25 protein-coding genes and 1 pseudogene are annotated in these 24,758 nt (G+C 49.8%); 17 read left to right on the forward strand and 9 right to left on the reverse strand.

Going from position 1 to position 24,758, the window contains the following annotated elements:
- Positions 1-348: 348 nt before the first annotated feature.
- The 4 genes from GC101_RS16135 to rhaM all read left to right on the forward strand — a co-directional run bounded on the left by GC101_RS16135 (position 349) and on the right by rhaM (position 4,496).
- Positions 349-1,575 carry an MFS transporter gene (locus GC101_RS16135; protein ID WP_039308881.1) on the forward strand — a complete coding sequence of 409 codons (1,227 nt, stop codon included), beginning with the start codon at positions 349-351 and terminating at the stop codon, positions 1,573-1,575.
- 1 nt (position 1,576) lies between these two features.
- On the forward strand, positions 1,577-2,881 hold the full coding sequence (locus GC101_RS16140; protein ID WP_171718055.1) for an alkaline phosphatase family protein: 1,305 nt from the start codon (positions 1,577-1,579) through the stop codon (positions 2,879-2,881).
- An 86-nt stretch (positions 2,882-2,967) separates the two neighbouring features.
- A complete protein-coding gene (locus GC101_RS16145) occupies positions 2,968-4,056 on the forward strand; it encodes a rhamnogalacturonan acetylesterase (protein ID WP_171718056.1) in 1,089 nt (362 codons plus the stop codon).
- A gap of 125 nt (positions 4,057-4,181) precedes the next feature.
- Positions 4,182-4,496 (forward strand): L-rhamnose mutarotase, encoded by a 315-nt coding sequence (rhaM, locus tag GC101_RS16150; protein ID WP_039308886.1) that lies wholly within the window; start codon positions 4,182-4,184, stop codon positions 4,494-4,496.
- 101 nt (positions 4,497-4,597) lie between these two features.
- Here the strand turns inward: rhaM and GC101_RS16155 are convergent, their stop codons facing one another.
- Positions 4,598-5,266: an O-methyltransferase gene (locus tag GC101_RS16155; RefSeq protein WP_171718057.1), complete on the reverse strand. Its 669-nt coding sequence runs from the start codon at positions 5,264-5,266 to the stop codon at positions 4,598-4,600.
- A gap of 126 nt (positions 5,267-5,392) precedes the next feature.
- Between GC101_RS16155 and GC101_RS16160 the strand changes: the two genes are divergently transcribed.
- The 5 genes from GC101_RS16160 (at position 5,393) to GC101_RS16180 (ending at position 8,806) form a co-directional block, all read left to right on the forward strand.
- On the forward strand, positions 5,393-6,274 hold the full coding sequence (locus tag GC101_RS16160; RefSeq protein ID WP_171718058.1) for a LysR family transcriptional regulator: 882 nt from the start codon (positions 5,393-5,395) through the stop codon (positions 6,272-6,274).
- A 108-nt stretch (positions 6,275-6,382) separates the two neighbouring features.
- Complete coding sequence (locus GC101_RS16165; RefSeq protein ID WP_171718059.1) at positions 6,383-6,871, forward strand: DUF2975 domain-containing protein; 489 nt, start codon at positions 6,383-6,385, stop codon at positions 6,869-6,871.
- A gap of 10 nt (positions 6,872-6,881) precedes the next feature.
- A complete protein-coding gene (locus GC101_RS16170) occupies positions 6,882-7,097 on the forward strand; it encodes a helix-turn-helix domain-containing protein (protein WP_042135991.1) in 216 nt (71 codons plus the stop codon).
- Between the two features lie 27 nt (positions 7,098-7,124).
- Entirely contained in the window at positions 7,125-7,892 is a 768-nt protein-coding gene (locus GC101_RS16175) for a DUF817 domain-containing protein (RefSeq protein WP_425497148.1), read from the forward strand.
- Between the two features lie 92 nt (positions 7,893-7,984).
- The gene (locus GC101_RS16180) at positions 7,985-8,806 is read left to right on the forward strand and encodes a methyl-accepting chemotaxis protein (protein WP_042135993.1); all 822 of its coding nucleotides are present in this window, start codon (positions 7,985-7,987) and stop codon (positions 8,804-8,806) included.
- Positions 8,807-8,865: 59 nt separating this feature from the next.
- Here the strand turns inward: GC101_RS16180 and GC101_RS16185 are convergent, their stop codons facing one another.
- Together GC101_RS16185 and GC101_RS16190 are read right to left on the reverse strand one after the other, a co-directional pair.
- Positions 8,866-9,360 carry a MarR family winged helix-turn-helix transcriptional regulator gene (locus GC101_RS16185; RefSeq protein WP_076246756.1) on the reverse strand — a complete coding sequence of 165 codons (495 nt, stop codon included), beginning with the start codon at positions 9,358-9,360 and terminating at the stop codon, positions 8,866-8,868.
- A 128-nt stretch (positions 9,361-9,488) separates the two neighbouring features.
- The gene (locus tag GC101_RS16190; protein WP_171718060.1) at positions 9,489-10,616 is read right to left on the reverse strand and encodes a saccharopine dehydrogenase family protein; all 1,128 of its coding nucleotides are present in this window, start codon (positions 10,614-10,616) and stop codon (positions 9,489-9,491) included.
- Positions 10,617-10,744: 128 nt separating this feature from the next.
- On the opposite strand from GC101_RS16190, the gene GC101_RS16195 reads away from it, so the two are divergent.
- Positions 10,745-11,806 (forward strand): helix-turn-helix transcriptional regulator, encoded by a 1,062-nt coding sequence (locus GC101_RS16195; RefSeq protein WP_171718061.1) that lies wholly within the window; start codon positions 10,745-10,747, stop codon positions 11,804-11,806.
- Positions 11,807-12,353: 547 nt separating this feature from the next.
- On the opposite strand, the gene GC101_RS16200 is transcribed toward GC101_RS16195, so the two are convergent.
- A complete protein-coding gene (locus GC101_RS16200) occupies positions 12,354-12,896 on the reverse strand; it encodes an NADPH-dependent FMN reductase (RefSeq protein ID WP_171718062.1) in 543 nt (180 codons plus the stop codon).
- Between the two features lie 456 nt (positions 12,897-13,352).
- Between GC101_RS16200 and GC101_RS16205 the strand changes: the two genes are divergently transcribed.
- From GC101_RS16205 to GC101_RS16215, 3 genes are all read left to right on the forward strand, one after another.
- On the forward strand, positions 13,353-14,399 hold the full coding sequence (locus GC101_RS16205; RefSeq protein WP_171718063.1) for an aromatic ring-hydroxylating oxygenase subunit alpha: 1,047 nt from the start codon (positions 13,353-13,355) through the stop codon (positions 14,397-14,399).
- Positions 14,400-14,642: 243 nt separating this feature from the next.
- Positions 14,643-15,707, forward strand: a complete 1,065-nt coding sequence (locus tag GC101_RS16210) for a phosphotransferase enzyme family protein (protein WP_171718091.1) — start codon at positions 14,643-14,645, stop codon at positions 15,705-15,707.
- A gap of 239 nt (positions 15,708-15,946) precedes the next feature.
- A complete protein-coding gene (locus tag GC101_RS16215) occupies positions 15,947-17,821 on the forward strand; it encodes an LTA synthase family protein (protein WP_171718064.1) in 1,875 nt (624 codons plus the stop codon).
- Between the two features lie 68 nt (positions 17,822-17,889).
- On the opposite strand, the gene GC101_RS16220 is transcribed toward GC101_RS16215, so the two are convergent.
- Positions 17,890-18,495, reverse strand: coding sequence for a histidine phosphatase family protein (locus GC101_RS16220; protein WP_171718065.1), 606 nt, complete (start codon positions 18,493-18,495; stop codon positions 17,890-17,892).
- Between the two features lie 179 nt (positions 18,496-18,674).
- Positions 18,675-19,640: a quinone oxidoreductase family protein gene (locus GC101_RS16225; protein ID WP_171718066.1), complete on the reverse strand. Its 966-nt coding sequence runs from the start codon at positions 19,638-19,640 to the stop codon at positions 18,675-18,677.
- A gap of 164 nt (positions 19,641-19,804) precedes the next feature.
- On the opposite strand from GC101_RS16225, the gene GC101_RS16230 reads away from it, so the two are divergent.
- Entirely contained in the window at positions 19,805-20,260 is a 456-nt protein-coding gene (locus tag GC101_RS16230) for a MarR family winged helix-turn-helix transcriptional regulator (RefSeq protein ID WP_171718067.1), read from the forward strand.
- A 66-nt stretch (positions 20,261-20,326) separates the two neighbouring features.
- Here GC101_RS16230 and GC101_RS16235 read toward each other — a convergent pair.
- Both GC101_RS16235 and GC101_RS16240 read right to left on the reverse strand, forming a co-directional pair.
- Positions 20,327-21,047, reverse strand: a pseudogene (locus GC101_RS16235) (Rpn family recombination-promoting nuclease/putative transposase); the annotation flags it as partial.
- A 73-nt stretch (positions 21,048-21,120) separates the two neighbouring features.
- Positions 21,121-21,822 carry a lysophospholipid acyltransferase family protein gene (locus GC101_RS16240; RefSeq protein ID WP_171718068.1) on the reverse strand — a complete coding sequence of 234 codons (702 nt, stop codon included), beginning with the start codon at positions 21,820-21,822 and terminating at the stop codon, positions 21,121-21,123.
- Between the two features lie 170 nt (positions 21,823-21,992).
- Here GC101_RS16240 and GC101_RS16245 point away from each other — a divergent pair, with 170 nt between their 5' ends.
- From GC101_RS16245 to GC101_RS16255, 3 genes are all read left to right on the forward strand, one after another.
- On the forward strand, positions 21,993-22,763 hold the full coding sequence (locus tag GC101_RS16245; protein ID WP_171718069.1) for a hypothetical protein: 771 nt from the start codon (positions 21,993-21,995) through the stop codon (positions 22,761-22,763).
- Between the two features lie 125 nt (positions 22,764-22,888).
- Positions 22,889-23,233, forward strand: coding sequence for a metalloregulator ArsR/SmtB family transcription factor (locus GC101_RS16250; protein ID WP_171718070.1), 345 nt, complete (start codon positions 22,889-22,891; stop codon positions 23,231-23,233).
- 43 nt (positions 23,234-23,276) lie between these two features.
- Entirely contained in the window at positions 23,277-24,140 is an 864-nt protein-coding gene (locus GC101_RS16255) for an aldo/keto reductase (protein WP_171718071.1), read from the forward strand.
- Between the two features lie 112 nt (positions 24,141-24,252).
- Here the strand turns inward: GC101_RS16255 and GC101_RS16260 are convergent, their stop codons facing one another.
- The gene (locus GC101_RS16260) at positions 24,253-24,663 is read right to left on the reverse strand and encodes a MarR family winged helix-turn-helix transcriptional regulator (protein ID WP_246354360.1); all 411 of its coding nucleotides are present in this window, start codon (positions 24,661-24,663) and stop codon (positions 24,253-24,255) included.
- Between the last annotated feature and the right edge of the window lie 95 nt (positions 24,664-24,758).

Raw genomic sequence — 24,758 nt, forward strand, 5'->3', positions numbered from 1 at the left:
CGGCTTAGCCGAATTATTCTTGTATTTTATACAACAATCCTCCCGGACACCTAACTATCAATGATCCAAAGTTGTAAAACGTACAACATTTATGTGTACAGTGTTTACTGAAAGTCTCCATCCTGCTGCAGCGCCCTCTGCCCGTATATTCCGTGAATCTAGTGAGCTTAATCTATATTTTTCACCCTATCCATTGGTAATTCAGGTTATAATGACCATGTATATTGCAGGATATTGGGAAGGCTATAGCCACTAAGCCAGAGATTCTGTGATTTTACATCCCATTAACATGCTTCATATGTTCGCGTGATATAACTGAAACAATCGGTTATTGGAGGAGAAGATTAGATGAAGCTGAGTAAAGAGGAGAAATCATGGATTCTGTATGACTGCGGTAATTCTGCCTACTCGATGGCGGTGACTACGGCGCTTTTGCCCATTATCTTCGGCATGTTCACCACTGTGGGCAGCAGTATGGATTTGGGCTATTTCAATTCCATTGCCAGTATTCTGGTGGCGGTGCTCAGTCCGATCCTGGGGACGATTGCCGATTACAAGGACAGGAAGAAGCGCTTCTTTATCTTCTTCGCTGCGGTAGGCGTGCTTGCGACGGCTTCCCTGGCCTTCGTGTCACCGGATAGCGGACAATGGCAGCTGCTGATTGCCTTTTACATTCTGTCAGCGGTCGGGTTTGCCGGGGCCAATATCTTCTATGATTCCTTCCTGGTCGATATTACAGATGATGAGCGGATGGATAAGGTATCGACGAGAGGGTTTGCCTTCGGTTATATCTTCAGCTGTATTCCGTTCGGAATCAGTCTGCTGCTCATCTTTATGATGGGGATGGATAAGGCCATCGGCTATCAGATCGGATTCATCATCACTGCACTATGGTGGGGGCTGCTCACTGTGCCTATGATCAGAGACGTGAAGCAGCGCTACTACATTGAGCCTGAACCTAATCCGGTTGCAAACAGCTTCAAAAGAATGGCGAACACCTTCATGAATATCCGCCAGCACAAAATTGTATTTGTGTTCCTGATTGCTTATTTCTTCTATATCGACGGGGTAGATACCATTATTAAAATGGTGGTGCCGTATGCGACTTCGGTACTGGGTGGGGATTCCCTGGACACCTTCACCCTGCTGGGCATTCTGCTCATCATCCAGATCATTGCCTTTCCGTGTGCGATTCTCTACGGTAATCTGGCCAAAACCCACTCTGCCCGCAAGCTGATTATCTTCGGGATTTTCACTTATATCATTTCCTGTATTGCGGCTTTCTTCATCACCTCAGTGTGGCATATCTTTATTCTTGGCGCGCTGATCGGTTCGGCCCAGGGCGGCATCCAGGCGCTCAGCCGGTCGTATTTCGCCAAAATCATTCCGAAGGAGAATTCCAATGAATTCTTCGGCTTCTATAATATCTTCGGCAAGTTCGCGGCAATTCTCGGCCCGGCGCTGATGTCACTGACTACGACGTTAACGGGCGAGGCCCGCTTTAGCATTTTATCCATAATTCCGCTGTTTCTGATTGGATTCTTCATCTTCATCACTCTGCCTAAGGGGAACTGACATGGAACCGACAACGCCTCGCGCGCCATTAGCTAAACATCTGATCGTCATTTCCTACGATGCCTTCTCGGAGGACAACTGGGAACTGGCCAGCCGGCTGCCCAATTTATCCAGACTGATTAAGCAAGGTGCCCACAGCAACCGCTTGCGGAGCGTATATCCCACACTCACCTATGTAGTTCATACCACCATCGCTACCGGCGTTCATCCGGACAAGCACGGTATTCACCACAACAATCCGCTGCAGCCGTTCGTGAAGGAGGAGGATCAGCGCTGGTTCTGGTTCCGTGAGGCGGTTAAGGTACCTACAATTTATGATGCTGCACGTAAGGCAGGGCTCAGTACCGCCGGACTCCTCTGGCCGGTTTCGGGCAAGTCCTCGATCCGGTATAATATTCCGGAAATCAGGGCGCTGAAAGGTGAGAATCAGGCACTTAAGGTGCTGAGAAGCGGCAGTCCCGCCTACTGTATCCGGATGGAGCTGAAATACGGCCGGATCAGGCAAGGGATTACCCAGCCTTATCTGGATGACTTTACAACGAAGTGTGCGATAGACACGATTAAGCGCAACAAGCCTAATCTGCTCATGATGCATCTGATTGACCTGGATGATGCCAAACATCTATATGGGACAGACAGCGATGAGGTGAAAGAAGTCATCCTGCGTATGGATAACCGGCTGGGTGAGATCCTGCAGGCCGTGGAAGATGCCGGGATCAGGCAGGATACGGTAATTATGGTGCTCGGAGACCACGGCCAGTTCAATGTGCGCTACAAAGTGCATCTGAACAAGCTTTTGCAGGCAAAGGGTCTGATCTATGAAGAGGGCGGCGTAATGAAATGGCGGGCATACTTCCAGTGCGGCGGAGGTTCAGCGTACCTGCATGTCCAGCCGGGAGACGAAGAAGCAGAGCGGCTCGCGCTCACGGCTATTGAAGAATATAGGCAGAATGACATGTCAGGGGTTGAAAGCGTATACCACAGAGAGACATTAGACCGTCTTCATGCAAGCCATTCCACAAGAGTGATGCTGGAAGCGAAGCGCGGTTATTGTTTTGATGAGAGTCTGGAGGAGCAGCTGGTTGTCGATTTGCAGGCACATGGAGTTCGTTATGCTACGCATGGTTATTCTCCTGACAAAAGCGGCTACCGGTGCAATTTTGTCGTCTCCGGCGGCATGATTAAACAGGACTATTCCATCGGCGACATCGAAATGGTCGATATTGCGCCAACGCTGGGAAGAATTCTGGGGATCGATTTCGGGCACGGGGACGGGAGAGTGCTGGAGGAGATTGTCCGGGAATAAAAAAGTGCAAAACCGGCAAAAGAGTCCGATTGTCTTCTATATCCGGATGAATTAGTGTAGACGGGAAAAGAAAGGTGGATGCCCGTATGATATTTAACTATTCGTTTGTACCCGCATTGGATAGCCTGTATGACATGGAAAAGGGTTATGGCTTTGCCGCAGCGCCGGCAGGCTCGAAGAATGAGGAGCTCAAGGATTCATGGCCCGGGGATTACTTCTCTCCTATAGTACCGACGCTGCTGATGGATGTGCCGAATGGTAATTACACCGTAACGCTGGAGATCGGTTCGCCGGACACCTCCGCCGTTACTACCGTAAGAGAAGGACTCGGCCGGATCCGGCTGTTTGAGGTGAAGACCGGGCCCGGTGAGATCACCACCCGCATCTTTGCTGTGCATGTCGAGGATGGTGTGCTCAAGCTGGCTTTCGGCGGTGCTGCACCAAGTGTGCGGCAGGTGACGGTTAACCGGGTAAGCTCCATCACTACTCTATTTCTTGCCGGAGATTCTACCGTAACGGATCAGGCCTCGGGGCAATTCCCTTATACAGGCTGGGGCCAAATGATCGGATTGTACCTGGATGAAGACATTGCTGTGGCGAATCATGCACGTTCCGGCAGAAGCGCCAGAACCTTTATTGAGGAGAACCGTCTGCTGCGGATAGCCAAAAGACTGCGCAAGGGCGACTTCCTGCTTGTCCAATTTGCCCACAACGATGAGAAAGAAACAGAAGAAGGTGCGGGTCCGTTCACAACCTATCAGCATTACCTGAAGCAATATATTGATCTTGCGCGCTCAGCCGGTGCGTATCCTGTGCTTGTAGCGCCCATGCACCGGCGCTTCTTCGAGGAGGATGGGGCCATCCGGAATACCCACGGGGAATATATTGAAGCTATGAGGCAGCTTGCCGTCCGGGGAGCTGTACCCTTTGTGGATCTCGCTTCACTCAGCAAAGTATATTTTGAGGAGCTTGGTGAAGCGCGTTCCAAGCAAGTATTTCTGTGGGCGGAACCGGGCCAATATGCTAACCTTCCTGAGGGAGCAGAGGATAACACGCATTTCTCGGAAGCCGGGGCGATTGAAATGGCCAGACTGGTGGCGAAGGGGATACAGCAGTCAGAGGCGGACAAGCTCAAGCAGCATCTGATCAGCAATATAGGGGGCTCCTTAATTTAAGCCAGATATTCGGAGTTTATTTGTGTTTATTTATATTCAATAAAGTTCATCTATACTTTATAATGTTCAATATAATAGTTCACTTAAGTTTTAACTACACCCCTATATGTCTGGAGAGCTGAACAGTGATTAGAAAAGCGAGTGTTATGCATGTTTATCCCGATGCTTATGAGGAGTACAAACGCCGTCATGATGAGCTTTGGCCGGAGATGGCTGAAGAGCTGAAGAACCATGGCGCACATAATTATTCTATTTTTCTGGATGAAGAAACGGGCAGCCTGTTTGCTTACGTAGAGATTGAAGACGAAGAGCGGTGGGATCAGATGTCGCAGACGGAGATTTGCCGGAAGTGGTGGGTGTATATGGAGCCGCTGATGGAGACTAACCCTGATCACAGCCCGGTGTCCAAGAATTTGAAAGATGTATTCTACTTAAAATAACCGATAGCCAAGAGTGCCCTGTGATATTGCGGGGCACTTTTATATTGTATAGCTAGCAAAGGGGTCATGAAGTGCACCGCCGTTCGATCCGGGGAGGACATTCAAATAACAATGCCAAGCACGAAGCCGTCGTATCCCTTGCTGCCTACCGTCTGCAGTGCAGTAGCCTCGATTCGCGGCTCGGCGGAGAGCAGATCCATAAACTGGCGGATGCCTTGTACGCGGTCATCTGTACTCTGCGCCTGAATGACCTCACCATCACGCACTACGTTATCGGCCACAATTACCGCTCCCGGCCGGGCCAGCTTCAATGCCCATTTCAGATAATGAGGATTGTTCGGTTTGTCGGCGTCAATGAAGATGAAGTCAAAAGGGCCATGCCCCCGGGCTTCAAGTGTCGCCAGCGTCTCAAGTGCCGGCCCCTCAATCACCTCCGTTTTATCCGCTAACCCGGCCATTCTCAGATTATCCTCAGCGACGACTACATGGTCATGCTCGAACTCGAGCGAAACCAGTCTTCCTGCTTCCGGCAACGCCCTTGCCAGCCAAATGGTGCTGTAGCCGCCCAGCGTGCCGATCTCCAGAATATTAACGGCGCCTTTCATTTTAGCCAGAAGATACAGCAGCTTCCCCTGGTTCGGAGCAACATCAATCGCCGGTAATCCTGCACCTTCATTAGCGCCCAGAACGGCGTCCAGCACCGGATCTGCCGCCAGCAGCTTGTCATCGAAATACGCGTCAACCTTACTCCATTTGTTCTGTTCTTTCATGTGAATCCCTCCGTTTGGTTAAGTGTTGTATTGGATCTGTTTTAAATATAAGGTAAAATAATTCATAAAACTAATATATGTTTTTATAGTTTGCATATAATTTGATTATGAATCGAGGCGATCTGCATGAACCTGCATGCACTAAGGCTATTTTATTATGTTGCCGAGACGGGCAGCGTCACGAAGGCGGCTGCACGGCTCAATATCAGCCAACCGGCGGTTACCAGCCAAATCAAGAAGTTCGAGAAGGATTTGGGACTGCCTTTGTTTAACCCCAGCGGCCGCGGAATTTCACTTACTTCCTTTGGAACAGAACTGGCGAAGCAGGCAGGGAATCTCTTCACCTATGAGGAACAAATGGATGAATTTGTAGAAGACTACCGCCAGGGCAAAAAAGGGAAGCTGCGTATCGCCGCTACTTATCTGCCGGCTAATTTCCTGGTTCCCGGCTGGGCTGCCAGATTCAAAGCGGGACATCCCGGGATTGAGATCGAGATTACAACAACGAACTCCCAGCAGGCCTTTGAGCAATTGCAGCGGCATGAAGCAGATGTTGCCTTCTATGGGGGCGGAGCCAAGGAGAAACCGGAGGATGTCGAATGGCTGGAGCTTTTCGAGGATGAGCTGTGGTTCGTGGTAGCCCCTTCCCATCCCTATGCAGACCGTACGGTTTCACTGCCGGAGATGATGCGGGAGCCGTTCATTATGCGGGAGGAGGGCAGCTCAACAAGAGAGCGCCTTGTCTCGTTATGTACGACTTATGGCCTGAAGCCGCCAGAGGTCGCACTGCAATTCAGCGGACTGGGTGAAGCCATCCGTTCGGTAATCGCGGGGTATGGTGCAAACTTCATCTCCTCTCTCGCCGTGCGCGAATATGTGGAGTGGAAGCAGCTCTCCCGTGTGCATGTGGAGGGGATTCACCTAAGCAACCATATTGCTGTCTGCACGCGTAAGAATGAATCCCTGCCTGCCGCGCTGCAGCAGTTTATTGATATCTGCCGCCAATGAGTAACAGATAAACAATAATTAAATATCATATTTCAATCTAAATATATTGATAAACGATAAATTATGTGGTAAATTAAACTCACAATTCTGAAGTGAGGTGCTTTTACAATGAAACGCAAACCAGGGTCGACCACTTTTTTGAAGGCAGTGATTGTGCTGTTTGGATTGGCTGCACTTGCTCTATGTGTATTTGTAGTGCCGGAGATCGCGGGGTTTGCAGCAGAGCTGTATCCGGATATGTCTTACATACAGGCTCTCGTGATGATCGATCTGTACGGGGCGGCACTGCCTTTTTACATCGCACTCTATCAGGCCTTTAAGCTGTTAGGCTACATCGACCAGAACAAGGCATTCTCGGATACCTCTGTACAGGTGCTGAAGAATATCAAGAACTGTGCAGTCGCCATCAGCGGTATGTTTGTTATAGGCATGCCCCTGTTCTATCTGATGGCGGAGAGGGATGATGCCCCGGGGATTATCGTCATCGGAATGATCATTATCCTGGCTTCCATGGTGATCGCTGTATTCGCTGCAGTGCTCCAGAAGCTGTTGAACGAAGCTATTGAACTAAAATCTGAAAATGATTTGACAGTCTGAGGTGATGACCATGGGGATTATAATCAATATTGACGTGATGCTGGCGAAACGGAAAATGAGTGTAACTGAGCTTACGGAGAAGGTGGGCATAACAATGGCTAACCTGTCTATACTCAAGAACGGCAAGGCGAAGGCAATCCGGTTCTCAACGCTCGAGGCGATTTGCAAGGCATTGGATTGTCAGCCGGGAGATATATTAGAATACACTCCGGAAGCTACAGAATAAAAGGGAGCGGGGAACGAGGAGAGGACGATGTTGAAATCATTGGTACGGCTGCTGCATTTCGGCTATCATCACGCGATGAGCTGCATTTTTCCCGTTGCGATCTTTGGAACCCTGATACTTACCAGTAAAGTAGAATTGCCCTTCATCCACCGGTATGATGCCATTCTGCTGATCCTGCTGACCGTGCAGTACCTTATGTACCGCAGCGGGCTGGAGACCCTCGATGAGATCAAGGTAATCTGCGTATTTCATGTGATTGGTCTGGTGCTGGAGATTTATAAAATAAGAATGGGCTCATGGGCATACCCTGATCCGGGATACACGAAGCTGCTCGGGGTACCGCTGTACAGCGGGTTTATGTATGCCAGCGTGGCAAGCTATATGTGCCAGATCTGGCGCAGGCTGAAGATGGACATGACCGGCTGGCCGGGGCTGGCCTCTGCGGGATTTCTGGGCGGAGCGATCTACCTGAACTTTTTCACGCACCACTTCATTCCGGATTTCCGCTGGTGGCTGACGGCGCTCGTGGTAATTGTTTTTTGGAGGACATGGATCATCTACCGGGTGCAGGAGCGGACGTACCGGATGCCGCTGACGCTGGCTTTTTTCATTGTAGGCTTCTTCATCTGGATCGCTGAGAATATCGCTACCTTCTTGGGTGCCTGGAAATATCCCGACCAGCACGAAGCCTGGCATCTGGTGGGCTTCAGCAAGATCAGCTCATGGTTCCTGCTAATTATCATCAGCGTCATTATTGTGGCTCAGCTTAAGCATGTTAAGGCAGGGCGTTCATAATTCAGGACGTTCATAATTCATAATCAGCACTCTTCACTAATCGGCTAAATGTGTCGATAATAATTCTAAACATTCACATTTAGGAGATGCTTATGGATAACTTGGCAGCATTGGTCGCAGCAGCACCTTTCTTCAAACAGATTCACGCACAGGATATTATGATCGGCATTACGGATCGGGAAATATTCCATTATTATGCACCCAGCAAAGTGCTGGATTTCGGCTTAACCAAAGGAAGTCCAGTTTCGCCGGATGATCCGTCCCTCGGCAATGCCCTGGCCGGACGCGCCACGACAAACCGGTTGTCACCTGAGCTGTATGGAGCAACTGTCATTTCTTCGGCAGTCCCGATTTACGGTACGGAGGGTGAAGTTATAGGGGCTTTCGCAATTGCCTATACGCTGGAAAATGAAGATAAAATGGAACAGCTGACGGAAAGCATTAATCAGATTAGCGGCCAGCTTGTGGATATGGTTCAGAATGTGGCGGCCCAGTCTCAGGAGCTGTCGGCGACAACCGCGCAGATTCTGGACAATTCCCGCAAGACGGTGGAAGAGTCCAAGCAGGTGAATAAGGTTGCCGGATTCATCCGGGAGATCTCCGAGCAGACGAATCTGCTGGGCCTGAATGCGGCAATTGAGGCTGCGCGGGTCGGAGAGCAGGGGGCAGGCTTCGGTGTGGTGGCGACAGAGGTCCGCAAGCTGTCGGTACATACGAAGGAAGCTACGAAGTCGATCGAGGATTCTCTTAGCACGGTGCAGCGCTCGATCCGGGAGATGGAGCAGGAGATTGAGGCAATTGCCAAGTCTTCCTCGGCGCAGGCTGAGCTCGTAACCCAGTTCAGCGATGTCATTGAGAAGCTGAATGAGACCAGCGGGGAGATGGCCAGATTCATTTCATCCGTAATCCAATAAAATAGCATAAACAAGGCGGCCGTTAGGTTAACGGCCGCCTTGTTGTATTCAGGAAGGCGTCAGGAATTAGAACTGCCGGGAGGATTGGCATTCAGGTGATCGATCTGCTGTTCCAGCACTGCGCCAGCTTTGCCCAGAAACTGAGTAATCAGCAGGAGCTCTTCTTCCGTATATGAAGCAGCCAAGGCAATCATAGCCGAATGAAGTGTGGAATATGTCTCTATGACATCCGCTTTATGCTCATACAGCGGAACGATAATCACCTTGCGGCGGTCACCCGGGTCATTTTCTCTGCGGACATAGCCGGTTTTCTCCAGCCGGTCGATTAATGCGGTGACGCTGCCGGTAGTCAGTCCGGTTAGCTTCGACAGTTCTCCGGCGGTAATCGGACCTTTTTCACGCAGGATATCTACGGATATGAAGTCATTATTGTATAGTCCGAGGGCGGAGGCCACATTCTGCTGGTATTGTACCGTCCGGGTTCCCAGTCCGCGCATCAGCAGGGTGAATTGTTCCTGGAGCTCTGTCGGCTGAACGGGTTCTTGGCTGGACATGAGTAGTCCTCCTTAGGGAGAGATAGATAGCTTGGAAGCGCCAGAATTGCAAATTTAAGATGTTTGGCGGACGGTTTAATGATTCATTTTATTGTAGCGAATCGCTTCATTATTTGCAAAAAGAGAATCTATCGGACAGTACTCCGCGTCCAGAAAGTGACGCCGTTCAGAGGGTAGGCCATACTTACGCCGGTTCCGGCCTTCCCTGCGGATACCAGTGATAGACGGTTCCCGTCCGGCTGAAGTGTGAATAACTGCTCAATATGATAGACACCTGGCGGCGGTGCAGATTCGTAGAGGTTAAGGATTACACCAGCGGCAGTTATTGCAGTAATGTCTGCTTCATGTACGCCTTCTATTCCATATTCTATTTGCATGGGCTTGCCGTTCTTCAACCCATAGGCATCCACTTTAACCGCGAAGCGTGCCGAGCCGAACCTGAATTTGCCGAAAGCCCGGACAGCGAAGTTACGGCAGGTTCTGTTCCGCAGCAGCGCGGGCAGACCTAATCTGCGCAGCACAGCAACAGCGGAGGTAGAGATGCGGGAATCGAAGCAGAGCCGGGTGGAAACAGATGGAACGCCTAAAGTTACAGGCAGCGTCTGCTGATCAGAGAAGGGAAAGCGGTAGGCTGTCCGGGTCCGCAGATCAAAGCCGAAATCGGTGGACTTGCTCCCGGTGAAGCTTGAAGCCGTGCGCGCTTTGCCGTGTTCAGTAATCTCAAAGGCTGCACCCAGATTATCCACTGTCCACTCCAGAGCGGCTTGTCCGTGACTGTCTCCAAGCCCGAGCATTATGGAGATGTCAATGGACTCGGTATGCTCCAGTTCCTGCATGGCCCGTGCCGCGAGCAGGTTGGTCAGCCCTGGAGCCAGACCGACACTCAGCAGGGCTGCAGCCTGGAGGCCATTCTTCACCGGGTCCAGCTTCTGCAGCTTGCTGAGGAACTCGCCGCTCGCCGAGACATCTACATAATGCGTGCCGCGCTGTAAGCAGGCTTCTGCCAGCCGGGTATCCTGCTGGTCCAGGCACATCACAACCAGCTTCACCCGTTTAAGCAGCCTCTGGTCCAGCGGCTCCTCTGCCGCCAGACGCAGCGGCTTCACATAACCGCCCGTACTCCTGGAGAATTCTTCGGCACGTTTCAGGTTTCTTCCCGCCGCATAGACCTTCCCGGGATGCATCCCGCCAAGAAGCCGGCAAATCTGTGACCCGACATGACCATAACCGCCGATGACTATAATATCTGTTTTCATTGTATCTTCTCCGTCCTTGAATATTGAATGTAAGCTTACCTGCGATATAATAGGAATTATGTTTCATTATCCGGATTTCAAGGACGGGAGACCATCCCACATATGTGGGATTTAGAGAGGACACCAAGATGAACGAGGCGATGAAAAGCATTCTGCAGCTGGACCCGGCCCGGGGCGGGGGAGCTATGAATTCACAGCAATACAGGGAAGCGGTTATTGCTAAACTCCGTTCCGTTATTCCGTTTGCCGCGGCCTGCTGCACGACAGTAGATCCGCATACGCTTCTAACCACCGGAGCGGTAACGGAGCAGGGGCTTGCTGCTGTGCACTCTGTATTGTTCGAATATGAATATCTGCATGAGGATTATATGAAGTATGAGCACTTGGCCAAGGCGGAGCTTCCGGTAGCCTGCTTAAGCGGAGTTACCGGCGGAAGTCTTGAGAAGAGTGAGCGTTACCGCAAAGTACTGCAGCCTGCCGGGTTCGGAGATGAGCTGCGCGCAGCGCTCGTGGCAGGCGGGGTCTGCTGGGGCTTCCTGACTCTATTCCGTCCGCTGGATAGCCTTCCGTTTCAAGCGCAGGAATGTGCCCGGATCGCTTCCGCTGCTCCGCTGATTGCTGCCGGACTGCGCAGTTACGCCACATCGCAGCCCGGCAAGGATTCGGACAGCGGGGCACGGGAAGATAACGGGATTATGATGCTGAATGAGCAGCTTGTTCCGCTGAGTGCGAATGCAGCGGCGAATTATTGGCTGGAGCAGATGCGGCAGTTCGAACGTCTGGATGCGGGAGTATTGCCGGGTCCGGTCCGGGCCGTGTGCTTACGGGTCGTAGCGGAGGAGAGAGCTTCCGGTGTTGTTCCTTCAAGCGCTAAAATATGCCTCCAAACCGGGGATGGGGCTTATCTGACCGTTACGGCCAGCAGGCTTGACGGTCCGGAAGGCATGCTGGCCGTTTCTTTTGTAAATGCCAGATCCTCCGATGTATTCCGCCTGCTGGCCGATGCCTTTACCTTAACCGCACGCGAGAAACAGCTTGCAGAAATGCTGCTGCTGGGGTTATCCACCAAGGAATTGGCGGAGTCGCTCCATATCTCTGCATATACCGTTCAGGATCACCTGAAATCAATCTTTGCCAAAGCAGGCGTGTCCAGCCGCCGGGAGCTGATCAGCAGGCTGCTGTCACGATAAGTAGGAGCAGGGGGCCCTGATGAATCATCTTAAAGATAGGATTAGACATGTGCGTACGGATGGAGGTCTGGGCTGAATCTATAATTTCGGCCCGGATACAAAATTGTTGTATAAAATACAGCATTTTCCTCATGATTTCGGCTCAAATCCAATATTGTTGTACAAAATGCAGCAATTCTCCTCCAGCATGCGTTTTAGCGGGACAATTGTTGTATTTCATACAACAATCGGCCTGAACACCCGGATTTATACCAATATAAGTTGCAAAAAGTGCAACATTTATGTCTACAAAGCTTTTTATGTCTACAAAGCATTAATGTTTACAAAACTTGTCTACAAGCTTACCAAGTAGTCTCCATTCTGCCGGCGCCATTCCCGCAGTGCTAGGAGCAACAGTCTGTTCGCGCGGCATTCTCACATAGTTCCGCTATCTTATCTATTTATCCATCCATCTCAATGTAAAAAGGGGTCTCAATAGCCATTTCTGGCGGTTGAGACCCCTTTATTCCTTTATTAATAATAATGATGCGTTGCCATTACCCTTTATTTACTGACGCAAAGTCTTCAAGGCGCCGCTCCAGGCCAGAACCTGATCGAGCATGGCGTTAACGTTGGCGGTATGCAGATCGGCCGGTTTGAAGACGGAGCCGTTCTCGAAATCAGTGAACAGCGAGAGCAGAGGGTGGACACGAACGTCTGCTATGGACAGCTCGCCGAGAATTCCGCGCAGATGCTCAGCGGCGCGGACGCCTCCGGCTGAACCGTAGCTTACGATACCGGCTGCTTTGTTGTTCCATTCTTCACGGGCGGAGTCCAGGGCATTCTTCAGTGCTCCGGTAAGACTGTGATTATACTCCTGTACGATAAACACGAAGCCGTCCAGTGTTGCCAGCTTGGCTGCCCACGCTTGGGCTTCCGCATAGCTGTCGGTTTCACCGAGAAGCGGCAGTTTGAAGTCGGCAATATCCACGATTTCGTAATTGGCATCTCCGCGTGCGTCAGCAATACCTTTCACCCATTCGCCTACCTGTGGGCTAACGCGGCCTTGGCGGGTACTTCCCAGAATAATTCCGATGTTTAATGTTGTCATTGTAATTCCTCCTCGAATGTGTTGTAAGTTTTTTGAAGTAGCTATTATGTTTTTATTATAGCTTATAACTTAAATAAAGCAAGTTATTTTTAGAAACTATTATTAGGCGGATCTTACTAGACAGATATACTTGAAAAGACAGATATACTTGAAAAGCACCCGGTCATCAGTGTGCAAAGCGTACCATTCACAATGCTGTATGTATTGCAGCTTAAGGTAGCACACCCGTTAACTTTTGCGGAGGATGGCCTGAATATACATCTATTAAGGTTTTGTTCTCTTTATGTCATGATGCATAACATTGACAGGTGCATTTTAGGCGAAATTACAAAAGGAATGGATTTGTAATTGATTTTAGTAGCGGAATCAGTTTAAAATATACACAACAAGTTAGTTATTCTAACATATAATTAAATCATCTTATGCATTCATAGCGATTTGAGAGGTGGAGCGGTCATGATAGAGGAAAAGAAACGGCAGGAACAACTGGAGCTCCCGCGTGATTGCACCTTCTCGCCAGAAGACTGGCGTATACTGGCCCAGTACTGGTATCCGGTAGCGAGGGCAGATGAGGTTCAGGATAAACCTGTTCCGGTGAAGCTGCTGGATATGAAGCTGGTATTGTACCGCAGCGAAGGCAAGGTGGTCATTGCCCGGGACCTCTGCTTCCACCGTGGAGCGCCCTTAAGCAAGGGCTGGGTTGAGAACGGTGAGATTGTCTGCCCTTATCACGGTTTCCGGTATAACTGTGAAGGAAAGTGTACGGCGGTGCCGGCGCATCCAAGCAGCAAGATCTCACCCAAATTGAAATTGATTGTCTATCCCGCCGTGGAGCGTTATGGCCTGATCTGGACCTGCCTGGGTGGCGCGCCGGAGCAAATCCCATCTTTTCCGGCCTGGGATGATCCCGACTACATTAATATTCTAATTCCGAGCTTTGATATTGCCGGTTCCTCCGGGCGGCAGATGGAAGGCTTCCTGGATGTATCGCATTTCGCTTACGTGCATACGGCAACCTTCGGTGACCGTAACAATACAGAGGTCCCCCAGTATAAGGTATGGCGTGAAGGGGATACGGAGCTGGTAGCGGAGTATTGGAGCACGGTCAGCAACTACGGCAAAGGTCAGGAGAACCCTGCACCCGAAGGGTTCATGTGGCTGCGCGAGTTCCGCGTCTTTGCCCCGTTCGCCGCTTCGCTGACTGTCTATTTCCCGGATGAGGGCAGGCTGAAGATTCTGAACTGTGCATCCCCGGTATCCGCCCGCTATACCCGGCTGTTCTGCCCGATCTCCCGTAACTTTGACAAGAGCGCCCCTGTAGAGGATACGATCAAGTTCAATCTGCAGGTGTTCCAGGAGGACGCGGAGATGGTGGAGTCGCAGACTCCGGAGGATCTGCCGCTCGATCTGCAGGCAGAAGCCCATATTCCGGCAGACCGGACATCGATTGCTTACAGACAGCTGCTGACCAGCCTGGGCCTGGGCAAGAACTATACGTCTTAACCCCCGGCGTAGCTCCTTCATACGATAGTTTATAAGTGTATACTTTCGCAAAATAAAAAAGCAGCCCTACGGTCAGCGAATGACTGGGGCTGCTTTTGTTTGTGTCTAGAATGAAATAAATGGCAGTAAAGTTTGAATATATAAAAACTATCCATGGAGCTTGAGTGGTTGCTATAGGTAAAATATGGTGGTTGGGATTCCATACAGGAAATCGCAGCGCAAATTAGATTTGGAGGAGATATTATAAACTATATTGAGGTTGCCCAAAAAAGTACTGCACACTTACTTCCCCTGGTATCAGAATTGTACGGGTTATACGGCTACGAGTTCGGGCAGGTTGAGGCGCATGAGGGAGGGCGTAATATTGTATACACCTGTGAAAAAGCAGGAGCCAGCCCCAAAATACTCAGGTTCGCTTTCCTGCCTGACCGGAGCCGCGACGATTTCCTGGGTGAACTGGAGTATGTCCGCTACCTGTATGAGCATGGAGGCAGCGTCGCGAATGTGATCAGCTCCCGGAACGGGAATCTGCTGGAAGAGATTACTCATGATAATCACAGGTATTTTGTCAGCCTGTTCACTAAAGCCGCAGGAAAAATGCTGGTGGAGCATCATTACCGGTACAGGGAAGGTGTGCCCATTACCGAATATTATTATAACTGCGGTAAAGTGCTGGGGAAACTGCATCAGTTATCCAAAGAGTACACGCCGGTCCATCGCCGGTATAGCTTTTTTGACAAATACAATTCCGCATATCTGGATGAGCTGATTCCTGAATCCCTGACCTTGCTTAAGGGGAAGCTGATTGAGCTGCTTAGCACCCTGCGAGAAGTGGAAGCGAACGGGGAGACTTTCGGAATGCTTCATTTCGATTACAATGACGGTAATTATTCAATAGATTATGATACCGGACAAATCACCGTATACGATTTCGACAATTGCTGTTTCGGCTGGTATATGTTTGAGCTGGCAGCTCTCTGGACACATGGAGTGGGCTGGATACAATTTGAACCTGATCCCGGTAAACGCAAGGAATTCATGGATGATTACTTTGCAACCGTTCTCGCAGGGTACCGGTCAGAGACCCGGATTGAACCCGCGGTGCTGGATCAGCTGCCTTTATTCATCCAAGTCACCCTGATGGAAAGTGTTGTGGATGCCTTCGAGGTCATGCGGAATAACGGCGGGGAACCGGAATGTGACGGGCGGCTGTCTTTTCTCATTAAATGCCTGGAAGACGAAATTCTGTATAACGGATTTTTCGATGAGATTTACTCGTGCGACGATCCGTTCGAGTATGAAGGATGAAACAGATGCCGTCCCTTGGAGGACGGCATTGCCGTTTTTACCCGCCTAATTAAAATAGGTTGATAACCTACGTAATTTGTGCTTTAATTCAGTAGTACAATTTATGCCTACAACAAATGTGAGGAAGTGACCCATCGTTAGTCCTTCTATGGCAACAGCTGGAGCAAAGACCTCTTGTTATGCATATTATTGAAACGTGATGTAATTCTTTCTGAAATACAAGGAGATAGAGACCACTTATGAAAAAATCATTTGATATCCGCAACAAGCCTATATTGCTGTTCACTTTTCTCTTGCTGCTCAAGAGTGGGGTGGCGTGGTATGTTGTTTTTAATGACGGGCCTAACTGGGGCACCATGTTTACGGAAATTCCATTTTTCCTCATTGTATTCAGTCTCATCGAGTGGCTGGCACGCAAGCGGAAGATTCTCTATTATATGGTGGCCAATCTGTTTATAACGGTCATTTATTTCGCTGTGCTGATGTACTACAAGTATTATGGCGTCATTGCGACATATCATGCGCTGCAGCAGGCCGACAAAGTTACGAAGGTAGGGGAGAGCACCTATTCCCTTATCACTCCTTATTATCTGTTTATCTTCGTGGACGTCGTGTTCTTCCTGTTCCTGATGTTCCGGCCGAAATATATTTCGCGCTGGAAAGAAAGAGGTACCGTGCGGATGAGCCGGCCGGTGCTGACGGTGATCACTGCTGTCTCCATCGGACTGTGTATCTTCAATATCTGGCCGAACCATGCGAGCATGAATGAGATCAAGAAAGCCGAGAGTATGGGCATCCTCAACTATGAGGTATATACCCTGTTCGCCGATACTACGGAGAAGGAAGAAATCATCGACAGCAAAGAGATTACGCAGACAGCTGTGAATGAATTGAAAGGCATTACCGTGCCAGAGTCCCCGCAGTATTTCGCTGCCGACCAAGGCAAGAATCTGATCGTGGTCCAGATGGAATCCTTCCAGAACTTCCTGATCGGACTGACCATTGACGGACAGGAAGTTACGCCGAACATTAACAAGCTGGTGAAAGACAATACCTATTTTAATAACTTTTATACGGATGCGGGTCAAGGTACAACCTCGGACGCGGAGTTCGTGGTGAATACTTCTTTTTATGTGCCCAAGAATGAGCCGGCGACTTCTTCCAATTATATGAACAAAACGCTGCCGAGCTTGCCGGGTCTGCTGAAATCAAACGGCTATCATACGTATACCTTCCATACCAACAGCGTGGATTTCTGGAACCGCAAAGAGCTCTACAAAGCCATCGGATTCGACAAGTATTATGATCAGAGCTTCTATGGCGACGATGACCATATTGCTTTTGGTTCTTCAGACGAAGTACTGTTCGCCAAAACCGTTCCCGAGCTGGCCGCTCTGGATGCGAAGGAAGAGCCGTTCTATGCCATGGTTATCTCCATGAGTGCTCATCATCCTTTCCGTCTGCCGGAGGATAAGCTTAAGATGACTCTGCCTGAGCAGTATCAGGGGACCCTGCTTGGCGACTATATCCAGTCCCAGAATTATGCGGATTACGCGATGGGGCAGTTCCTGGATGAACTTAAGGCCAGCGGAGTGTGGGACGACAGTCTGATTGTATTTTACGGGGATCACCAGGGCGTACCGCTCTATGCGCTTGGCGATAACGAGAAGGATTGGCTGAAAGAGCTGATCGGGTATGAGTACGGTTATACGGATATGTTCAATATCCCGTTCATTGTGCACTCTCCGTCCGGAACGCTGCCCGCTGTAATTGAGCATACCGGAGGACAGATTGATATTCTGCCGACTATAGCCAATCTGCTGGGCGTCTCCGTGCAGAATCAGCTTCACTTCGGGGAGGATCTGCTGAATCAGGAGACCAATCTGTTACCGGTCCGGCATTTCCTGCCGACGGGCTCTTTTATCAACAATTCAAGTATTTATGTCACCGGAGAAGCCTACGCGGACGGAACCAACTTCAGCCAGAAGGATAATTCGGTGCTTGCCGGCGGATCGACTGAGGCGCAGTTCAATAACGTGCAGCGGCTGCTGAATATGTCTAACAGTTACCTTGAACAGCTGCCGGACCGTCCGGATGTTCAGTCAGAAGAATAGATTTAAGTTTTACAAAAAAAGGCAGACCCAAAAGCCGTAATGGCTGGCGGGTCTGCCTTTTTTGTAAGCTACACAGTATAATTCTCCAGCGAAACGATCCATTTGCCGGCCTGATTCTCGATGGTGTGCAAGCCGGTATAGGAAGCCGGGAATTTACTGCCGCGGTTGTTCCAGTCTAATTCTTTTATAATATGATAGATGATATTAATGACTCCGCCGTGAGTAACAATCATGAGGTTACCTTCCGGATGGCGGGTTGCCTGTTCTTCGCAGAGAAGAGCGAATGTATCCCGGATACGTGTGAAGAACTCCAGCGGGCTTTCGCCGCCGGGATAGCGCTCGTCCATCCGTAAACCGGAGAAATACAAACCCGGAAACCGTTCATTTACGATTTCGTTCGGCATGCCGGCGATCACGCCATTATTCATTTCCCTCCAGTCCATACTGCGCTCGAGCGGCAATCCGAGCTCTCTTGCCAGCTCACCAGCCGTATCCAGAGCCCGCTGCAGATCGCTGCTGACAATACGCTTTATGTTAAATGAAGACTGGTTATCTTGAAGATAGCGGCCGAGCTTCTCGGATTGTCGGTAACCTTGCGTGATAAGTCCCCGCTGGCTCCATCCTCCACGGAATCCTTCATCATCTTTGCCGTGTCTTACCAAATAAATCGCCAATTTTCCTTCGGCCTCCTGTTCTGTAGAGAGTAAGCATGCTTCCTTATGCGGGATGCCCTGCTAAGTTTATCACTCACTTTCCAGATTTATCAAGAGGAGAAGTTACAACCGGGATAACAAAGCTTGACGAAAATTCGGACACGGGCCTGCTGCTTAGGCGGGGCGGGTCAAGGAATTAATTAATTCTCCGGTACGAACACTACCCGCTGCTGGCTGCCTGCCGGAGTATTCCACACTTCTTCAATCCTGGACAGCGGAAAAGCAATTGGGTTCGCAGTAAGCTTGCCTCCAGCAATCGCATCGATTAGCGCCGGGAATTCGGCCAAGTATCCGGCTGGAGTCACAGACCCTTGACCGCTGCCGATGATCTGGAAGTTGGCCGAGCGGAGTGCGGCAGAAGGGATAGCGGCATCTGCTCCGGCAACGGAACCAATCTGGATCCAGGTCAGCAGCCGGCTGCGGTCAGATCGGCGGGTCAGCAGCGGAATCATAGCCAGTCCGGCAGGCTCGCCCCACAGATAGTCAAGAACGATATCCACTTCGGAAGCCGCCTCGCCGAGGCGCAGGGCAGCTGCTTGCGGATCACCCGCAAGCGAGACCGTTACATCCGCGCCGAGCGGCGTAAGCGAACGGAGACGCTCCGGGTCCCGCCCGGCAGCGATAATCTGACTGGCCCCCATAAGCTTGGCGATCTGGACCGCCATCTGTCCGGAATTGCCGGTTGCCCCCAGAATGAGAACCTTGAAGCCCGGCTGCGCCTGAACCCTGCGGCGCAGGGTCACCCAGGCTGACATGGCCGGATTCATAGAGGCAGCGATGAGCACAGGATCGGCATGAGCCGGAATTGGCACACTGCGCCGAAGGTCAATTACAGTTTTGTCGGCAAAAGATCCTAGAGCAGTATCTGTTGTAACGAAATAGACCAACTGACCGTCCGGCAGCCTGCCTACCCCGTCAACACCAGGGATCAGGGGCAATTCATCCGTACTGGTGTAGTGAGAACCATTGGCTTGTGCCCGTACCCGGAGATGCAACCCGGCTGCAAGCACATCAACCAGAGCTTCATGTTCTCCCGAGGGTACCGGAGTATCGTGAATTTCATATTTCGGACCTGAATCGAAGGATCGTACAACAGCAGCATACATAATATTGGCCTCCATTTGCCCCATGGGCAGTTTTTTTGTTTGTGTAACAAACTAATAAGTTTGTAATACAAACAATATAGTTTGTTTCACGTACAAAGTCAACGGCGATTATGATACAATGTGGACAGCAGGTTAGATAAATGATGAATTCTGGAGGGGCGAATATGAGCAGTTACGATGATTCTTTTGATAAACTGGATGATCTGTCGATTGTGGACAGTCTGGTGCAGCTATCCTTCCTGATCCAGAACATTCTCGCCAGAATAGGGGCGGAGCATGATCTCTCGATCATTCAGATCCGTCTGCTGGGTATCCTGCGGGACCGGGAACCGGGTATGCTGCAGCTGGCCAAGCATCTGGGACTCGATAAATCCAGCATTACCGGACTCGTGGACCGTGCCCAGCGCCGCGGACTGGTGGAGCGGACCGTGTCACCGGCCGACAAGCGGGGATTCAACGTGAGGGCAACTGCGGCAGGGTGGCAGATCATTCATGAAGTCGGAGAGCAGATTGAGCGTCAGATTACGGAGGTAACCGCAGGTCTTACTGAATCGGAACGTGCACAGACTATTGCTCTTGCCAGTAAGATTCTGATTACTGCGCCTGGGGCGAGTCGCTGAATCTAAATATTAAAAAGCCCTACCCAAATATAGGTAGAGGCTGGTAAAGGAATGAGAGTCCTGATTTTAATTATGTTTTCTTAGAGAGACAATTTCAGCCTCGGACAGCCCGGATGCTTTGGTTATGATAGTTGTATCTACTCCAAGCCTGAGAAGCTCCAGGGCTATCTGGACAGCTTTCCTTTTTTCACCTTCAGCTAGTGCTCCTTCAATCATGGAAGCTTCATCATGAAGAAATTTTTGTCTGTCTTCATATAAACGGCGAGCTTCGGCATCCTGACTAAGAAACTCCAATGTGTCCATTGCTTTTTTCAGCACAGGTTCGTTCATCGTCAGTACCTCCCAATTGGATTTCTACACCTTTCAGAAAAAGTAACCAGTTGACCAATCCACCACTTTCAACGGGGACCGCATGATCGCCAAGCTTGGACAGTTCGAGAAAATGCAGTTCCATGTCGTCTATAAGTGGTATACCGCTTCTAGCTTCACGTAAATGGAATACGTTATGATATTGATCATTGGGTAAAAAAGAGTAGTTCAGGATGTTGATAGTTACACATTTCTTTAACATTCTATAAGACTGACCTTCTTGAAGCTGTCCACTATAGAGCTTACTCCAATAGAACATTGTTCGTTTTTCGGTGTCGTATTTATTAAACAGTTGCATTTCAACATTGATAAGCTCGCCATCTGCTGTTTTTCCTCTAATGTCCAGTATCGATTGTTTATCGCGAGGAGCATCTTTTTCGGTATAAGGATTCAGCAAGATGATTTCTGTCAATGGGGGGTCTGTCAGCCTCAAGCAGTATACCCAGGAGAAAAAAGCCGCATCCAAGCAAACCCTCAAAGGATAGCTCAGATTATTTATAGACTCCCCGATAGCCTTCGGGTAATAATTCTGCTATTTTTTTCATTACGTATGTGAGGGTGGACTCTTCATATTCTTTTTTATCCTGATCCTTCGCCCGCTGGAGCAATTCAAATTGTTGTCCGATCTGGATATGCACATCTGCCTTATTGAATGTTTCCGCCTTCATATCGCCATCTTGATGAATAGGTAAAAGCTTCTCTGTCCCATATAAACCGACAGGTACAATGGGAGCTCCGGTTAATCTTGCTATAAGAAGGATACCTTTCTTCGCTTCAATCAAACTGCTGGCTCTGCTTCGGGTTCCTTCCGGGAAGATCAGTAAGCTTTCCCCTTGTTTAACAAGCTTGATTATCCTTTGGAGACCCTCTTTGTCAGCAGTATTGGGCTTAATAGTTGTAGTCTTTATTATATTGACACCGATGCTGGTCACTGCATTTTTTGAAAGCTTTTCCCCGGCTACAAAAGTAGGATTAATCGCTTTTAGAGCTTTGTCCAGCACTAATCCATCCGAATTGCTTAGATGATTACATACAAAAATAGTCGGTGTTTGTATCTCTTTTAAGTTTTCACTGCCGGTTATATGTATATTTGCATATTTGTTGAGGTAATTATTTATAATATTTTTCGATATGGATGTGACCCATTTATCCGGCAAGAAATTTATGATTCTTGCCGCTGTAGCGGTAATCATGTACGTATCCCCCCAATATTCACCTGTAATCTAGGATACCATTTGACAGCAACAATTCAAACATGATAACTTTACGGTAGATTAATAAAGGCAATGTAACCTAAGGGTTCAACCTCGCTGAGAAGTGGGGTTGGACCCTTTTTGCATTGCCGGACCAGAGGAGGATTCATATGCAGAGAACAGAATTGCTGCTGCAGCGGCTGGACGAAATCGGCAAGTCACTGGAGCACACAGGTGATGCTCTATTATTATTAGGTGTTGGTTCCGTTGGGGTCGAGACGGCACGGATGGATGAGTATTCAGATTTGGATTTCTTCGTTATTGTGAAGCCGGGAGTGACCCGGAGATATATCGACCAGTTGGATTGGCTAGAAGACATACAGCCTCTTGCCTATGCTTTCAAGAATTCGGACCTTGGATATAAGGTGTTGTTCGAGGATGGGATTTTCGCGGAATATGCTGTATTCGAGGAATCGGAGCTGGCGGACGTCGCTTACACGGAGGGCCGGGTGATATGGAAGAATCCGCTGTATGCCAATACGGCGATCGCCAGACCTTTAAGACCCCTCCCTTCTCCGAAGGAGGATTCCCTGGACTTTCCTTTGAACGAAGCCTTAACCAATCTATACGTAGGCCTCGGACGTTATGCAAGAGGTGAGCGTCTATCCGCTACGCGGTTTATTCAGGGGTATGCTATAGACAGGATTCTGTCTGTACTCCATCTGCTGGAGGACGAGGTTGATTATTATCCCGACCCGTTTGGAAATGAAAGACGGCTGGAGAAGAGATACCCCCGTTTTGCAGAGATTATCGGCGGGATGATTCAGGGATACGATCATGTGCCCGAATCGGCACTATGCATTCTGGATTTCTTGGAAGAGGTGTATCCGGTCAATCCAAGGTTAAGTGATGAGATCAGGCGGTTGGCCAAGCTAATGTAAAGTAACGGACTTGCTTCCTGTTATGGGAAAGAAAGGTTCTTGAATTTCTTTCCCGAAATGCAGCCGGGGTGGAATTTGTGGTATCTTATTTCCGTCCAAAGAAATAAACAATTAAACGAAAAGGGGTGATTTCCGTAGACCAGGAACTTGTGGCTGCTCTTGCCACCGAATTTAGGAACTCGCTTAAGGTGCTGAACGCGGTCGGAGATGAGACCCGGCAGGCCATCCTGTTGGCCTTGCTTCAAGGGCCGCAGAATCCCGGTATGCGTGTAGGTGAGATAAGGGTGGAAACCCACTTATCCCGTCCGGCCGTTTCGCATCATCTGAAAATATTGAAAGAGGCACAGATTATAAGCGTCCGGAAAGAAGGAACACGCAACTATTATCGTCTGGACACCGGAAGTAAGCTGATGTTGTTGAAAAGCTTAGTAAGCGAATTGGAGAAGGCCCTTGCGCAATGTGACAGGTAATCATCGGAGCTGTAATCCGGAAGAGGAAGGGAGGGGGCCGTCAATGAATCAGACAGTTCAAGCGGTGAACGGAGTAAACATTCCCCAACTGGGGTTTGGCTTGTATAAGATCAAGAATGGGGAGGCCTTTGAGCAGACGGTAGAGAATGCTATCCGGAGCGGGTACCGCCATTTCGATACAGCGAAAATATACGGTAATGAAGCGGCACTGGGCCGGGTCATCCTGCACAGTGGCATTGACCGTGAGGAATTCTTCATTACCTCCAAAGCCTGGACGACGGATCTTGGGTATCATGCGACGAGAAAGGCGTTCGAGCTGACTTGCCGGAAGCTGAACGTAACGTATCTCGATATGTATCTGATACATTTCGCGGGCCCTCATTATGTTGAGGCCTGGAAGGCGATGGAGGAGCTGTACGATGAAGGCAGGATCAAAGTCATAGGTGTTGCCAATTTCGGGATACGGCATCTGGAGCAGCTCAAGAAGAACGCCCGGATCCTGCCGATGGTGAACCAGATCGAAACCCATCCGGAGTTCCAGCAGAACGAATTGTATGACTATATGGTTCAGAACCGGATTCTTCATGAGGCGTGGGGGCCGCTAGGGCAGGGAAGCAAGGTGCTGCTGGAGCATCCGGAGCTGGCAGCAATCGCTCATGCTCACCGCAAGTCGGTTGCGCAGGTCATTTTGCGCTGGCATCTGGAGCGGGGGAGTATTGTTATCCCTAAGTCGTCCAATCCGCAGAGGATCCAAGAGAATAGCGAAATTTATGACTTTGCACTGAACGGGGAGGAAATGGACCGAATCCGGAGGTTGGACACGGGGAAGAGATATTCCGTAAACCCGGCAGGTCTTATGGTTAATCCGGTGTACGTGACATTCATGAAGCTATTCATTCCAAGGTGACTCCGCATATAGACAATGAGCATAGAAAAGAGGCCAGCCCGCGAGGGGGTGGGCCTGGAATTGCCCGTGAATTGCCGTAATGATGTGGTATGGTAGCCCGTATCTTAAGCAGTCAGGGTGTTTTCGTTCTCTCCGCCAGTGTAGTAATTGACTTAATATCCTCATCGGTTAACTGGTCCAGAAAATGCTTGCGTATTGCCTTCGAGACTATGGGAAGGGCTGCCTCCAAGGCGGAGCTGCCGGCGGAGGTGATGATAATTTGTACACCCCGGTCTGTGTCCAGCGGTTTTCTTAGCACGAGACCCCGTTTCTCCATCCGCGTCAGATGATGAGATAACCGGCTTTTATCCCAGTCCATAGAGTCAGCCAGCTCCTGTTGACGAAGCTTCCCCTCTCCGAATTGTACTAACCGGTCTAATACTCCGAAATCGCCCTCGGATAGCCCGGTATGCTCAGACATCTCTTTCACAACCCGGCCGAAGATACGTTTGAAGGAGCCTTTCCACATATTCCATAATTGCATTTCATCTTCGTTTAATTCGCTCATATTGTCCATAGAAGGATCATAGCATGGTTGACGTATCAACCACAAGATGCTATTGTATGTTTGTTGGTTGA

This window comes from Paenibacillus phytohabitans (assembly GCF_013141775.1).
GTDB lineage: Bacteria > Bacillota > Bacilli > Paenibacillales > Paenibacillaceae > Paenibacillus_AQ > Paenibacillus_AQ phytohabitans.

What these genes read in the sequence shown, in the direction of transcription:
- GC101_RS16160 (WP_171718058.1), top strand. Translation starts at nt 5,393, where the DNA reads ATGAACCTGCATGCACTAAGGCTATTTTATTATGTTGCCGAGACGGGC.
- GC101_RS16145 (WP_171718056.1), top strand. Translation starts at nt 2,968, where the DNA reads ATGATATTTAACTATTCGTTTGTACCCGCATTGGATAGCCTGTATGAC.
- GC101_RS16225 (WP_171718066.1), bottom strand. Translation starts at nt 19,640, where the DNA reads ATGTATGCTGCTGTTGTACGATCCTTCGATTCAGGTCCGAAATATGAA.
- GC101_RS16135 (WP_039308881.1), top strand. Translation starts at nt 349, where the DNA reads ATGAAGCTGAGTAAAGAGGAGAAATCATGGATTCTGTATGACTGCGGT.
- GC101_RS16190 (WP_171718060.1), bottom strand. Translation starts at nt 10,616, where the DNA reads ATGAAAACAGATATTATAGTCATCGGCGGTTATGGTCATGTCGGGTCA.
- GC101_RS16230 (WP_171718067.1), top strand. Translation starts at nt 19,805, where the DNA reads ATGAGCAGTTACGATGATTCTTTTGATAAACTGGATGATCTGTCGATT.
- GC101_RS16170 (WP_042135991.1), top strand. Translation starts at nt 6,882, where the DNA reads ATGGGGATTATAATCAATATTGACGTGATGCTGGCGAAACGGAAAATG.
- GC101_RS16215 (WP_171718064.1), top strand. Translation starts at nt 15,947, where the DNA reads ATGAAAAAATCATTTGATATCCGCAACAAGCCTATATTGCTGTTCACT.
- GC101_RS16175 (WP_425497148.1), top strand. Translation starts at nt 7,125, where the DNA reads ATGTTGAAATCATTGGTACGGCTGCTGCATTTCGGCTATCATCACGCG.
- GC101_RS16195 (WP_171718061.1), top strand. Translation starts at nt 10,745, where the DNA reads ATGAACGAGGCGATGAAAAGCATTCTGCAGCTGGACCCGGCCCGGGGC.
- GC101_RS16205 (WP_171718063.1), top strand. Translation starts at nt 13,353, where the DNA reads ATGATAGAGGAAAAGAAACGGCAGGAACAACTGGAGCTCCCGCGTGAT.
- GC101_RS16165 (WP_171718059.1), top strand. Translation starts at nt 6,383, where the DNA reads ATGAAACGCAAACCAGGGTCGACCACTTTTTTGAAGGCAGTGATTGTG.
- GC101_RS16260 (WP_246354360.1), bottom strand. Translation starts at nt 24,663, where the DNA reads ATGCAATTATGGAATATGTGGAAAGGCTCCTTCAAACGTATCTTCGGC.
- GC101_RS16180 (WP_042135993.1), top strand. Translation starts at nt 7,985, where the DNA reads ATGGATAACTTGGCAGCATTGGTCGCAGCAGCACCTTTCTTCAAACAG.
- GC101_RS16140 (WP_171718055.1), top strand. Translation starts at nt 1,577, where the DNA reads ATGGAACCGACAACGCCTCGCGCGCCATTAGCTAAACATCTGATCGTC.
- GC101_RS16240 (WP_171718068.1), bottom strand. Translation starts at nt 21,822, where the DNA reads ATGATTACCGCTACAGCGGCAAGAATCATAAATTTCTTGCCGGATAAA.
- GC101_RS16185 (WP_076246756.1), bottom strand. Translation starts at nt 9,360, where the DNA reads ATGTCCAGCCAAGAACCCGTTCAGCCGACAGAGCTCCAGGAACAATTC.
- GC101_RS16255 (WP_171718071.1), top strand. Translation starts at nt 23,277, where the DNA reads ATGAATCAGACAGTTCAAGCGGTGAACGGAGTAAACATTCCCCAACTG.
- GC101_RS16155 (WP_171718057.1), bottom strand. Translation starts at nt 5,266, where the DNA reads ATGAAAGAACAGAACAAATGGAGTAAGGTTGACGCGTATTTCGATGAC.
- GC101_RS16245 (WP_171718069.1), top strand. Translation starts at nt 21,993, where the DNA reads ATGCAGAGAACAGAATTGCTGCTGCAGCGGCTGGACGAAATCGGCAAG.
- GC101_RS16200 (WP_171718062.1), bottom strand. Translation starts at nt 12,896, where the DNA reads ATGACAACATTAAACATCGGAATTATTCTGGGAAGTACCCGCCAAGGC.